General features: G+C 35.3%; 15 protein-coding genes. 7 read left to right on the top strand and 8 right to left on the bottom strand.

Annotated elements, in window-relative coordinates; translation table 11 throughout:
* Window positions 1-324: 324 nt before the first annotated feature.
* The gene (locus FSZ17_RS05445) at window positions 325-810 is read left to right on the top strand and encodes a hypothetical protein (RefSeq protein ID WP_057775905.1); all 486 of its coding nucleotides are present in this window, start codon (window positions 325-327) and stop codon (window positions 808-810) included.
* Window positions 811-846: 36 nt separating this feature from the next.
* On the top strand, window positions 847-1,158 hold the full coding sequence (locus FSZ17_RS05440) for a hypothetical protein (protein ID WP_057775906.1): 312 nt from the start codon (window positions 847-849) through the stop codon (window positions 1,156-1,158).
* A 14-nt stretch (window positions 1,159-1,172) separates the two neighbouring features.
* Here the strand turns inward: FSZ17_RS05440 and motB are convergent, their stop codons facing one another.
* The 3 genes from motB to FSZ17_RS05420 all read right to left on the bottom strand — a co-directional run bounded on the left by motB (window position 1,173) and on the right by FSZ17_RS05420 (window position 4,504).
* A complete protein-coding gene (gene motB / locus FSZ17_RS05435) occupies window positions 1,173-1,949 on the bottom strand; it encodes a flagellar motor protein MotB (protein ID WP_057775907.1) in 777 nt (258 codons plus the stop codon).
* Window positions 1,942-2,736, bottom strand: coding sequence for a flagellar motor stator protein MotA (gene motA, locus FSZ17_RS05430; protein WP_057775908.1), 795 nt, complete (start codon window positions 2,734-2,736; stop codon window positions 1,942-1,944). Before motA ends, motB begins: the two co-directional genes overlap by 8 nt.
* Window positions 2,737-3,406: 670 nt before the next feature.
* Complete coding sequence (locus tag FSZ17_RS05420; RefSeq protein ID WP_057775909.1) at window positions 3,407-4,504, bottom strand: CotH kinase family protein; 1,098 nt, start codon at window positions 4,502-4,504, stop codon at window positions 3,407-3,409.
* Window positions 4,505-4,687: 183 nt separating this feature from the next.
* On the opposite strand from FSZ17_RS05420, the gene FSZ17_RS23295 reads away from it, so the two are divergent.
* Window positions 4,688-4,849, top strand: a complete 162-nt coding sequence (locus FSZ17_RS23295; protein WP_156416271.1) for a CotG/ExsB N-terminal domain-containing protein — start codon at window positions 4,688-4,690, stop codon at window positions 4,847-4,849.
* Window positions 4,850-4,970: 121 nt separating this feature from the next.
* On the opposite strand, the gene FSZ17_RS05415 is transcribed toward FSZ17_RS23295, so the two are convergent.
* Entirely contained in the window at window positions 4,971-5,345 is a 375-nt protein-coding gene (locus FSZ17_RS05415; RefSeq protein ID WP_057775910.1) for a DnaJ family domain-containing protein, read from the bottom strand.
* 174 nt (window positions 5,346-5,519) lie between these two features.
* On the opposite strand from FSZ17_RS05415, the gene FSZ17_RS05410 reads away from it, so the two are divergent.
* The gene (locus tag FSZ17_RS05410) at window positions 5,520-5,699 is read left to right on the top strand and encodes a hypothetical protein (protein WP_057776053.1); all 180 of its coding nucleotides are present in this window, start codon (window positions 5,520-5,522) and stop codon (window positions 5,697-5,699) included.
* 40 nt (window positions 5,700-5,739) lie between these two features.
* On the opposite strand, the gene hutH is transcribed toward FSZ17_RS05410, so the two are convergent.
* Window positions 5,740-7,239 (bottom strand): histidine ammonia-lyase, encoded by a 1,500-nt coding sequence (gene hutH, locus FSZ17_RS05405; protein ID WP_057775911.1) that lies wholly within the window; start codon window positions 7,237-7,239, stop codon window positions 5,740-5,742.
* Window positions 7,240-8,096: 857 nt separating this feature from the next.
* Here hutH and FSZ17_RS05400 point away from each other — a divergent pair.
* Together FSZ17_RS05400 and FSZ17_RS05395 are read left to right on the top strand one after the other, a co-directional pair.
* Window positions 8,097-9,020, top strand: coding sequence for an ABC transporter ATP-binding protein (locus FSZ17_RS05400; protein ID WP_057775913.1), 924 nt, complete (start codon window positions 8,097-8,099; stop codon window positions 9,018-9,020).
* Window positions 9,013-9,690 carry an ABC transporter permease gene (locus FSZ17_RS05395; RefSeq protein ID WP_057775914.1) on the top strand — a complete coding sequence of 226 codons (678 nt, stop codon included), beginning with the start codon at window positions 9,013-9,015 and terminating at the stop codon, window positions 9,688-9,690. The genes FSZ17_RS05400 and FSZ17_RS05395 overlap by 8 nt, the downstream gene beginning before the upstream one ends.
* A gap of 133 nt (window positions 9,691-9,823) precedes the next feature.
* On the opposite strand, the gene FSZ17_RS05390 is transcribed toward FSZ17_RS05395, so the two are convergent.
* Window positions 9,824-10,315 carry a hypothetical protein gene (locus FSZ17_RS05390; RefSeq protein WP_057775915.1) on the bottom strand — a complete coding sequence of 164 codons (492 nt, stop codon included), beginning with the start codon at window positions 10,313-10,315 and terminating at the stop codon, window positions 9,824-9,826.
* A 378-nt stretch (window positions 10,316-10,693) separates the two neighbouring features.
* Here FSZ17_RS05390 and FSZ17_RS05385 point away from each other — a divergent pair, with 378 nt between their 5' ends.
* Window positions 10,694-11,149 (top strand): hypothetical protein, encoded by a 456-nt coding sequence (locus tag FSZ17_RS05385; RefSeq protein WP_057775916.1) that lies wholly within the window; start codon window positions 10,694-10,696, stop codon window positions 11,147-11,149.
* A 156-nt stretch (window positions 11,150-11,305) separates the two neighbouring features.
* On the opposite strand, the gene FSZ17_RS05380 is transcribed toward FSZ17_RS05385, so the two are convergent.
* Window positions 11,306-12,241, bottom strand: a complete 936-nt coding sequence (locus FSZ17_RS05380) for a sensor histidine kinase (protein WP_057775917.1) — start codon at window positions 12,239-12,241, stop codon at window positions 11,306-11,308.
* Window positions 12,242-12,244: 3 nt separating this feature from the next.
* On the bottom strand, window positions 12,245-12,940 hold the full coding sequence (locus tag FSZ17_RS05375; protein WP_057775918.1) for a response regulator transcription factor: 696 nt from the start codon (window positions 12,938-12,940) through the stop codon (window positions 12,245-12,247).
* Window positions 12,941-13,071 lie beyond the last annotated feature (131 nt).

Genomic DNA, 13,071 nt, shown 5'->3' with positions numbered 1-13,071 from the left:
CTCCTACAGTTGTGAGTTAGAGTGGTGTCTATACTCATATCTTACTGAGGAGCCCTATTTTTTTCAAAATCGAAAAATAACGATCTACAGGAATGCTAATGGGGGCTTTTGTTCAATAAGACTTTATTATAATCTTCAACAATCGGGCGCAATTCTTCAGCAAGAATTACGCTCTTTCTTTATGATAAGCGCCAGATTGTTGAACAACACCTTTATAGAAAACTAGATCTTTATGGTAAAGTAATTGGTGATTGTGAAGAAGTGTACTTAAAGTAAAGCAGCAGTTAAGTTGAAGAAACACTGAAAATAAAGGGGCTTTTAGAAATGAAATATTTATTATATGAATTGCATTTAGCTCAAAATATGGATGGCACGAATGATGAAGAATTGGATAAATTAGATAATCAGTGGATGGAAAAAGCAAAGAAATACAAAGAGGTATTCAGTACATTATCTGATAGATTACCTCAAGATATTTTTAATCGTTTTAACTCTTGGGGGTTTCATGATTATCGACTTGTAAAAATGGAAATTGAACATAAAAGTCTCCTTCACTCAAACATTCACTTCACTGTTTCCAGTGACGATGTTTGGATATTGAGTTTTAACAATGTCTCTTTCTTTCAATTTCAACATTTGAATTATGATAACGATAAACCTATTTACAATCGTGAAATAGATGACTGGTTGTATGAAGAAATATTACCAATTAACGAATCAAAATTATCGTTTGAATTCATCTTGTCATCAGGAGGAAATGTACTATTACACTTCCCAGATAAATCGGTATCGATGCAAAAGTTAAAATAGCTACTGCATTCTTGTTCGACTGCATGGGTGTCTACCATGAATGAACAAGTATCTTTCAGTCTCTGTGGTGAATTTCTGATTCATGGAAGGCTAACGGGGGCTTTACTTCAAAACAATATTCAGCAAACGGGCGCGATTGTTGAAGAAACAAATGATTATTTATTGTGGTATTGTGGTGAAAAATTTAATGTTGTAGTAGTAAATGTGGTCATATGTTGTACAAAAAGGATAGATACAAGCAGGTATAATTCCTGTTCATCTATCCTTTTCTTAATACCTTATATAATGTGTGACATTATAATTGGATATTTAGTTATCGGGTTCTTTAATTATTTTCTTGACTTTTAATAAAACGCTAAGGTTTAGTTTCCCGTTCTTGGTAGTATCAATATTTCTACCCTTCTATTTCTGGCTTTTCCTTCTGTTGTATCATTAGAGGCCACCGGTTGAAATTCTCCAAACCCTTTGGCACTAAACCAACTTGGATCTAACTTTTCATTTTGTAATATGATTTTCATGAAATTAATTGCCCTCATAACACTTAATTCCCAGTTCGATTCAAAAGGAGCATTCCCGATTGGTACATTATCTGTATGTCCACTTATAATAATATTTCTAGGTGGATCCATCACAAGAAGATCTGAGATTTCTTTTGCAACCTTTATATCTTCCTCTCTAACTTCAGCGCTTCCTGGAGCGAATAAAACATTATCTCTAATTGAAACCAATAATCCTTCGTCCGTTAATGACGTTTCTAATTTTTCACCCAAGTTGTTTTTATTAATATAAGAGTTTACTTTATTTTGAACCACTTGAAGCTCTTCACGATCAATTTGCTGCTGTAATTTTTGTTCTTTTTCCTTATCTTCGTTCTCATCTTTCTTCTCACCTTCATCAACACTCGAAGTTTCCATTTCTCCATCAGGCATCGGACTAGGGAATTCAAACATTCCTGTTCCTCCTGAAAAGGCGCTATTAAATGCTTTTGAAAGTTCTTGGAATTTTTGTGCATCAATAGAACTCATCGCAAAAAGTACGATAAATAAGGCTAGAAGCAAGGTTAATAGATCCGCATATGGAAGCAGCCATGATTCATCGACATGTCCATCATCATGACCCTTCTTTTTTCTTTTACTCATCTTTCTTCACACTGCCTTCTTCAAGAAAAACCTTTCTCTCTCCTACAGGTAAATAAGAAGCTAGTTTTTGTTCAATTACTCTTGGCGCCTCACCTTCGAGAACCGACAATACCCCTTCAATCATCATTGCTTTCAACTTTGCTTCCTGCCTGGATTTCCGCTTTAACTTATTGGCAAAAGGGTGCCAAAGCACGTATCCAGTAAAAATCCCCAATAAAGTAGCTACAAAGGCTGCACTAATGGCATGACCTAATGTATCCGTATCACTCATATTCCCTAATGCAGCAATTAGACCGATAACGGCTCCCAATACCCCTAAAGTAGGAGCATAAGTTCCTGCCTGAGTAAAGATTAGTGCACCTGCCTGATGTCTTTCCTCCATTGCATCAATCTCTTCACTCAAAACATCACGTATGTAATCAGCGCTTTGTCCATCGACAGCAAGTGAAAGTCCATTTTTTAAAAATGGGTCATCAATTTCACTCGTCTTCGCTTCAAGGGCAAGTAAGCCTTCTTTTCTAGCAAGCTGAGCCCAATCAGAAATCATTTTTATTAAATCGACTGGATTCATTTGCTCTTTTTCCTTAAAAATAATGCCTAATAATTTTGGGATTCTTTTTATTTCACTCGTTGGAAACGCGATTGTTACTGTCGCTACTGTTCCAAGTAAAATAATTAATATGGCAGCTGGGTTAATTAACACTGCTGGACTGACTCCCTTTAAGATCATTCCAACCCCAACCGCGATGATTCCTAAAATAAGACCAATTATCGTTGTTTTATCCATATTCTCTCACCTATCTTAAATAAAGATTCTCTATTGTTATTTCGACATTTTTCTCGCAAACTTTAGAATCAAATTAATTATTTGTTATTAACAATAGAAAACACACTTTAATTTAAGGATAATAGAAATATGAATAAAGCTAATCACAAAGAAAAGAAAGGAATATAACTCCCTACCTTCCTTTGATCATAGCCTTTTCTAAAAAATTTTTGCCCTAATAAATAGCTTTTATTTCCATTACGATATGCTTATTCCGTTTGAGGTAAGCCATCGTGAAGCAGTATCTTACCTAACAATCTCTCTTTGAGTATTACTAGAAGAAGAAACCTCTACAAAAACATCTTCTTCTGCAGCAAAAATCACTTCTTCGTCTTCTACAATCAGTTCGTCTTCTATCAGTTCTACGATCTGTTCGGCGGCGATCTGTTCTACGATCTGTTCGGCGACGATCAGTTCTTACAATAACTCTATTGGCGAAAATTGTAATTTCATTGGCCTTAATGACTTTTCTTCTTCCTGTTTGCTGGGACATTAATATCCCCCCTTTCGGTTTCACTAATATAGAATATGTTATAGGTTTAATCTGGCATGGACAAAAACCCAGATTCATTTACCTATTTTCTAAAAATGCTCATCTTTTTTTGATTTGATAAACCACCTTATCCCTAAACTAGTTGAGGCCTAGTTTTTTCAGTTCATTCTTCATATAGTTGTTTCTATCCGTAATATATTGGCATATGAATTCCGGCTCCATGTCAAATTGTTTGATATAATCTTTTTTATATGGATCTTTTAAAACAAAAGGGCGGAGAAGTGTATGCAGTTCCTGTATTCTAGGTTTCATAAAGTCGACTGTAAATTGATTTTGGAGGATTTTAAGGAGGATTTTATAATATAATTTTCTAAATGAAGGAACATCGAGCAATCTTGCTGATAATGTATTAAATCCATCTATTCGAACAAAGTCAAATTCCATAATATCCCCATGAACATCTCTTCCCCAAGTGCCATCATAATCCCATGGAAGGACCTCGAATAAACCTGAGTCTCCTGTCCTGCACAGGGCATAGTTTTGAACAAATCCATCGAAGTTCTGGGTACAGACTACGCCTGCAAGCCAACGCAAATACTTTTCAACATCAATGTAATTTCCTATCACTTGTTCAAATTCTTTCCTTAAGAGTGTATTTACTTTAAAAATAAATTCTTGTAAGATCAATCGTTCTTCGTCCATTCCATACTTTATTTCATAGCCCATTTCTAGAGATTTTTTAGGAGCATTATCATATTCACTAATCAGCGAAAAATTAGCATCTCCATCAATTGCATAGAAAATCGACTCTACTGGAATATTCCTTTTCTTGAAATAGTACTCATCTACTGACTCTAATTGCAGATAAACACCTTCTGGCTTTCCATTTAAAACAAGAAAAACATGCTCTGCCGAGGGAGTCATTACACCAATTTCTGAAAAAAAATCAAAAGAAAGCTTATTTCTTAATAATGAATGGTCTTTATATTCTGCATTTAAATGCAGCTCTTTTGCCCCTTTCCATGTCTTAGGTTTATAAAAGTGAATATGATACGATTTCTTATTTAATTCTCGAACATAAAATCCTCGGAACATAACATCGATGTCATACTTTTTATTATCAATGTTTATTTTTCCTATCACAGAATTTTCGGACCAAATATTCTTCTTTAAATCGGTGAGACTTTTCGGATTAATAAACAAATTATAGATAGGTATATCTTCTTTTTTCAAAATAAATCCCCCCTAACTGAACCGTTATTAAATCGTATGACAGACATACGTAGGGTGACAGTCCCTAACCATCCATTTTACTAAAATACACAATAGTCTAAGTCAAAACCCCACTAAAGTCCGTATGCTATTAATACGAAAAAGAATGATGTTTTTAGAGTGCAAATTAATAAGGAGGATTTGATTTTGAGAAGGTATACTGAAACGGAAATTCGCCGTGCAGTTGCTGAAGTAGTAGCTGCAGGAATGGAAAAGTTTCTTTATCAAGAGCCAATTTCTTCAGAGAGTTCGAGGCAGTCTACGGGAAGGAAAAGTAATAACACTTTTGACAGGAAAAAAAGTACATGAGAATTTAAATTTAAAAATAGGCAAGGGACTGTCCCAAAGCAAAGGTGTCAGAATCCAAAAGCAAAGAGCTTCTCAAAATTGAGAAGCTCCTCTCTTTTAATTTCAAAACCATTTTAGGATATTAAAACATTTTTTTACTTATTTTTTGGTCATAGTTTTTAAAAAGAGAAGAATTCGTGTTTTTTCCCCTCTTCGCCATCATACTGTTAAAGCGAAGCATTTTTTCATTTAATTTCTTTTGCAATTTTTGTTTTTCATCTGGATCCTCACATTTTCTTATTAATTCCTCTATTGTAAGCATTTCTTTTTTTAACTGATTATCCTCTTCGGTATATCCTGCATTTTTCAATACCCGATACGCCATCCGTATATCCTCTGGAACTGATGCTAAGTCATCAAATGGAAGTGGTTTCCCGTAGCCGGGTAAATTTTCAAATTCCTTTTCTTTATAAGCCTTTTTTATCCGATCTTCAGAAATAATTGAAAAAAAGTCCATGCCAATAACCTCCCTCTTCTGTTTCCAAGGTGTATACGTTCATTGTTACCTTTATTATATACTTTAATAAATGAACTGACATGACTTATGCAAGAAGAAAGACATTTTTCGTTGTACATAGGATTTTTCTAATTAGGAGAAACTACATAAAGAAATATGAAAGGAGTTGATACTTTGGCTCGCGGTGCAAACTTTAATCACAAAAATAAAAACCATCCAGGCAATTTCCCTAAAAAATCAATTATAGAGAACAAGGCAACTGAGGCACAGGAGGATGAAGAGTTTCTCGTTGTTCAGGAAGCCTTTAAAAACCGAATAGAGGGACATGACGGAACAGAATTTAGAGATAAATGAATGTAAAAATAGGGTCTGGCAGACCCTATTTTTTGCATTTTTACAACATAAACGAGTTAATATCAAGCTTCTTCAGCCATGTAGAACATGCCTCAGTATCTTTTGAGAATATACGATCCTTCGTAATAGAAGGCACTATTTTTCTTGCCTCTAAATAGAAGGCCTTCGTCTTGTCTGCCATTTTCTCAACTCCCTTGAACTCTGCAGCCTGTAAGGCACAGATCAGTTCAATTGAAAGGACATTATTAGCATTTTGAATAATTTGATAAGCATGTCTGGCAGCGATTGTTCCCATGCTGACATGATCTTCTTGGTTAGCTGAAGATGGAATTGAATCCACACTTGCCGGATGGGCTAATGTTTTATTTTCGGAAACAAGGGCAGCTGCACAATACTGAAGAATCATTGCCCCTGATTGCAAACCAGGCTCCGGACTTAAAAATGGCGGCAGATCATTTAATTGAGGATTGACTAATCGCTCAATTCTTCGCTCCGAAATGTTGGCAAGTTCTGCTACAGCGATTTTCATGAAATCCATTGCAAGTGCAATCGGCTGTCCATGGAAATTTCCGCCTGAAATGACACTTTCCCCTTCATCAAAAACAAGCGGATTATCTGTCGCAGCATTCATTTCAATTTCTAACTTTTCCTTTACATAGTCAAGCGCTTGCCATGAAGCTCCATGTACTTGTGGGATACAACGGATGGAATACGCATCCTGTACACGAATTTCCCCTTGCTTTGTAATTAACTGACTGCCTGATAAATAGGCTCTTATTCTTTTGGCAGTATCAACCTGCTGCTGATAGCCTCTTGCAAGATGAATTTTCTCGTTAAAAGCATCGATAATTCCATTTAAGCCTTCCATTGTAACAGCAGCAATTAACTCACTTTGATAGGCAAGCTTTTCTGCTTCAAGATAAGCAACTACTCCCATAGCTGTCATTGCTTGAGTTCCATTAATGAGAGCTAGTCCTTCCTTTGCTTCCAATGTAAGTGGAGTTAATCCTTCTTCCATAAGAACTTCAATTGAAGGTCTTCTCTTTCCTTTATAAAAAACTTCTCCTTCTCCTACAAGAACTAATGCTAAATGTGAAAGTGGAGCTAAATCCCCACTTGCACCAAGAGAACCCTGCTGCGGAATAACCGGATGAATTTCTCTGTTCACCAGTTCAAGTAATCTTTCAATGATAATTGGTCTAGCTCCAGAAAAACCTTTCAGTAAAGCATTCGCTCTTAATAACAGCATTGCTCGTGAGACAGACTCAGGAAATGGCTCTCCTACTCCACAAGCATGTGAACGAATTAAATTTAGCTGAAGGTCTTTGACATCCTTCTGGTTAATTAGCACATCACTAAACTTTCCAAAACCAGTGTTGATTCCATATATGACTCTTTCTTCCTCAACAATTCTTTTTACTGCGTTATAGCTTTCTTTTACGGCCAGCATACTTTCTTCAGTTGGCTCGACTTTTTCTTTCTCAAATAATACCTTCTTAATTTCTGCAAGCGTTAACGTGTTTCCTGTTAGAATAACCATTTTTATTCCTCCTCAGTACATTAGCGGGATAAAGAAAAGGCTGTACTTCAAACAGGAGTTTGAAATACAGCCTTTTTGTATGGTTCATTATTCAATAGAAAGCTTTGAATCATGATCATCAATCCCAATTAAAAAATTTTCCGAATATAATTAATTGTATGTTTATAATTCAAGCCTTGTCAATTATTATTTTACATTTTATAACAAATTAGATCATTAGATTATTAGAGTGATAAAGTGAAACTTCCATCAGTGGGGGTTTTTCTTCATCCCCCACTGATGGTTAGTTGAACCAATCGGGCCTTTACGGGCAGTTGATCCCCCACTTACTCTTCTTTGTATACGCGAATCCTTGAAGTGGGGGTCTTACTGCCCGTTAATCTGCGATAAAGTATTAGTAAAAAATTTTTTACTTGTATTTTTAATCGAATCTCGTATTAATACATATAAGAGGGTGTCCAGCCGGAGCAACGTAGATTCTTACTGGTGCAATTAACAGCGTTCCTTCTTAATAAAAAAGCTGTGTTAAAACTCAGTGTTGATAATGCTATTGTGTTGTTGATTCTCGCTGCAGGCGCGAGCTCCTCGAAAATGCTAACACATTTTCTTCGTGCGGTGATTATCGGGGAAGATTATTCAACGTCCTGCGGGAGAAGCGAGTCAAAGGGTGACCCCGCAGGAGCGCTCTTCGACGAGGAGGCTTCCGGACCGCCCGAGATCGCTAAGTGCCTGCAGCGGAAATTAACAGGGAAGATTAACATAGACAATAAAAATTGAACTTAAGAAATTTGTAAGGTTTGAGACAGAAAAAAGAAAATTTTGAACTGTAAGATAAAAATATAGAAGGAGGGAACAGTATGAATCATGTAGTAAAGACGACTGGACTTACTAAACGAGTTAAAGGGAAAAATCTTGTAACGGATATTAATCTTCATATACAAAAAGGTGAAATTTATGGGTTTCTTGGGCAAAATGGTGCAGGTAAAACGACCATTATGAAAATGCTCACAGGAATTACAAAGCCAACAAGTGGTGAAATAGAATTATTTGGCCAAATGCTTAACGAACGGTCTAAGACGGTTTTAAAGAGAGTAGGCAGTATCATCGAATATCCGATATTGTTCGAACATTTGACAGCGTTAGAAAATTTAAAGCTTCACTGTGAATATTTAGGATATTACGATGAAAAAGGGATGAAGCATGCGCTTGATATGGTTCATTTAAGAGGGATTGAAGACAAAAAGGTGAAGGAATTTTCACTTGGGATGAAGCAACGGCTTGGTTTTGCAAGAGCAATCGTAGTGAAGCCTGAACTCATTATTTTGGATGAACCGACAAATGGGCTAGACCCAATTGGTATTAAGGATATTCGAGATTTAATCTTTATGCTTAATAAGGAATATGGGATCACCTTTCTTCTATCCAGCCATATTTTAGGCGAAATAGAGCAGGTTGCAGATCGAATTGGCGTTATTAAGGATGGAAGGCTTTTGAATGAAGTAGCCTTAGCAGATATCCGAAATCAGCAAACTGATTATATCGAGCTACTGACAACAAATGCAGAAAAAACTGTATATTTACTTGAAAAAGAGCTTCATATATCAAATATGAAAATAATCCAAGGAAACAGAATTCGAATCTACGATTTGTCTCATACTCAAAATGACATTTCCAAACTATTGATTCAAAATGATATCGGACTGGAAGAAATCCAAAAACATTCAAGTTCATTAGAGGACTATTTTTATAAGCAAATTAATGGGGGTGGGTTGGATGACTAATTTGATTCGATTGGAATGGAAGAAATTAAACCAAAAAACCGTTTGGATGGAATTATTCATTTACATGTTGATTCTTATCTTTTTTCCTACATTTTTTATCAAGGTGGTAATACCTGCGTTCGGGCAAAGCTATGCTGCTGCAATTGAATTAAACGGGTTTATCCAAATGGGCTATGTTTTGTTTGGTGGATCGCTTATCAATCATGTTTTCATTGAAGAATATAAAAATAAGACCATCTCGCTTTCTTTCGGGTATCCAATAAATCGAAAAAAATTGTTTACAGCAAAAGTGCTGTTCATCGCCCTGTTTGTCTTTTTTGCCACCATTATTTCATTTATTTTATCTGGATTGACAACTTATTTGCTTGATCAGTTTTTTCCCATTATTAATGGAAAGCCGACAACTTCGGATATGTTAGAATTTTTAAAAAGCATGATGATTGGTTCCGTTTTGATTACTCTAATTAGTTTCATTCCTCTCTTTTTCTTTGGAATATGGAAAAGGGCAGTCGTACCAGCCATTATATGCTCCCTATTTATTATGCAATTGCCTAATTTTTCATCATTTTTCAATATCGAACCAGATGTGGTAGTCATCATACTGAGCATTTTAGGCGCAATAAGCATATTTCTTTCTTTAAAGACTGCGGAAAGTGTTGGGGAGATATAGGAGAAAAGTTTCCGCAAACCTTTCCGGTTTATATGATTTTCAACAATGGGGAGTGTTAACCAATGAAGGATTAACGCTCTTTTTTTGATGAAGTATAAGTAAAAAAATCGCCAAACATTTTCTATAATAAGCTTTAACATAAGACTATGATTCGATAAGGTGTGGTTTTGGCGGGGACTCTATTTGTAACAGGCCCATAGATAACAATTAGATCTCGGTTGGCAGGGTTTCTTGAAAAGAGCTGCCCATTTGTTAATAAAACCTTCGTAAATGGAGATATATTTAATTGTAATCGTCCATCACTACTCACCAACTGACTATTAAAATAATCTACTTTTACATTCTGATTTGGGGTATCTTTAACCATAACAAGTGCTTGATATTGCGGAGGGTAAATAAGAAGGGCTGGTGCATCCCCATCATAATATCCAGTTACGCGATCTCCTACTGTCACCATTACATGGTCTACAAAGTAAGTGGCAGGTGACACCACGAAATTTACTATGGCTCCTAATCCGTTTTCTACAGTTATTAATTTATAACAGCCTTCTCCTTTACCATTTTGACCTGTAAAAAAATCACTAATCAAAGTGACAGTCCCATGAAAAGAATAAAAATTTGTCATACAATACCTCCATTTCATTAAAAAATTGTACATATGTTTGTACTTGAAATTGCCTGTACAAATAACCTCTCTATAACATTAGAAAATGACTTTGTGTACCATATGTAGGTTAATACCTAAATGAATGTGCTGGTGCCTAAAGAGCTAGCCATTTTTAGGGTCTAAAGGAACACTTAAGAAATAACTTTTTTATAGGTAAATACACATTTATGTGTGAACAAGCTGTTAGGTTAATGACTAAAGAATATAATGATTTGAGATCAAAAAAAGTAATGGAATGCATTTTATTTATCCAAGTCAAATGTATCTGTATTACAACAATCCATTTAATAATGAAGCATATTTATATTCAACTCCATTCCAAAAGGAGGAATAATTTTGCAAAATGCTCAATATACATCGGTTAGTTTGCCCTTTCCGTCAAGATGGGGACTTAGTACTAATATTGCAGGAAGACCGATTTTTAGGGGGGAACTTACTATCAACTCTGTCTCAGGCAACACGGTAATAGGTACCGCCAATTTTCGAGGTTCACCGATTCCGATCAATGGCTACTGGGACGAAAATACGAAACAACTAAAGTTTGAATCACCTTATGCATCGTTTTCTGGTAAATTAAATATTTTTGATGACCCAACAATTAAAGTTCGTCATTTAATTTTAATTGGACAGTTTGTTATGAAAACCACTTCAGAGCAAGCAGGAGATAGCGGAGATTGGATTGCTACAACTAATAGAGTTCTTACTGGGCCTCCAATAAGCACGGGTGCCCTGCCGCCTGTCGGAGCGTTTTTAACATCCACTCTCCTTTTTGGAAGTCAAAGGGAATTTTAGCAACATACTAATATGAATTTTCTCGCTAATAAAAGTTCCTCGTTTATCATTCAGCTATTAGACGTGCTGCTTTAAAACAAATCACCGTCTTTTTATGTTTTAGGCCCATATTTTAGCTAAAAAAAAGAGATGTTCCCATGGAACATCTCAGAAGTTTTAATATGAAATTTGCTTAAAAAGACAAGTGAATCTCGTTTTTTCATATGGCTTGCTATCTAAGTGAATCGTACCCTTCATCGCTTCTGTTAAGTATTTTGTAATACTTAGGCCTAGACCGCTTCCTTGAAAATGAGGATTTCTGGCATCATCTAATGTGTATAACCGCTCAAACACCCGATCTTGATGAATCTCTGCAATACCTTTCCCTCTATCCCAAATCTCAATCACAACAAACTCATCAACTTCCCTGAGTGTTAATCCAAAAATCCCTCCATCACTTCCATATCGGATTGAATTTGAAATTAGATTGTTTAATATACGTTCTAAAGCATCTTCATTTCCCCAAATATATAATGGCCGATCTGGAATATCAATCTCTACTTGAAGTCCTTTAGAGAAGAGCAAATCATAAAACTCCAAAACACTTTTTCTACAAATTTCATTAAGTGGTATTTTACTTAAAGGCATGACATAATCATCTGATTCTAACTTTACTAAGTCAAAAAACTGATTCAGCAAACCAGTTAAACTTAATACTTTTTCATGCAGACGAGTCATAAGCATTTTATTTTCGTCAATTGTCATACTTTCATCTAGTTTCAACTTTTCCACATACCCTAAAATAACCATAAGAGGTGTTTTCAAATCATGAGACATATTGGATATTAGCTTTCTTAAACTATCTTTTGTTTTTGCATAGTCCGCAATGACCTTTTGGTTATAATCCAGAAGCTTGTTAACTTGTATAAGCAATAGTCGAACGGCTTGCCAATCCGTAGGAACCAATACTTTTTCCGCTGTCTCCTGTTTGATGATATCACTTATCTTATCACTGATTTCATTAATATCTTGTGTAAGATTCCTCCGAAACAAATATTGTAATATATTCATAATAAGCAAAACAAAAATGATTATACAAAGAATAGGAACCATGGTTTAATCACCTAATTTATATCCAATGCCCCAAATCGTTTTAATGTATTGTGGGTTGGACGGATCCACTTCAATTTTTTCACGTAGCCTTCTTATATGTACGTTAATGACATTTTCATTGCCGAAATAATCATCTTCCCAAATCAAATGGTAAATTTGTTCCTTTGTAAATACTCTACTTTGATTAGTCAAAAACAACTTGAATATCTGAAATTCTTTTGACGTTAGCTGGACCGTTTTATCCCCTATATTTGCAGTGAATGAATGCATGTCGAGGGTGATATCTTTATAATGAAGATTATTTTGGTAAGAGCTGCTATCCTGTGGAAGATATTCCGTTGACCTGCGAATGGCCGCATGGACTCTCGCTGTTAACTCAATCATCGAAAATGGTTTGCTTATGTAATCATCCGCTCCAAAGCCAAGTCCAAGTGCTTTATCAAGATCACTTCCTTTTGCCGAAATGATCAATATAGGAATCTTGCTCTTTTCTCTTACTTTTTTCAATAATTCCGTGCCGCTCAATTTAGGGAGCATTAAATCAAGTAAAATTAAATCTGGTTCTTTTTTATTAAAAAATGCTAATGCCTCCTCTCCATCAAATGCAGCAGTTACTATAAAACTCTCATTCACAAGAGTATCGGCTATCAATTGACTAATTTCTATGTTGTCCTCCACTAGCAGAATGCTTTTTTTCATACTTCCACATCCAATCTCACATGTCCAATTGTAATATAATAATATTTCTATATTTTTTAGATAATTCCTTTTTAAACTAACCTGCTGAGAATGATTCAAATTAACCAATCTTTATTTATAAATAACACAAA

Source organism: Cytobacillus dafuensis (assembly GCF_007995155.1).
Taxonomy (GTDB): domain Bacteria; phylum Bacillota; class Bacilli; order Bacillales; family Cytobacillaceae; genus Cytobacillus; species Cytobacillus dafuensis.
This window is presented reverse-complemented; position numbering and strand designations above follow the sequence as displayed.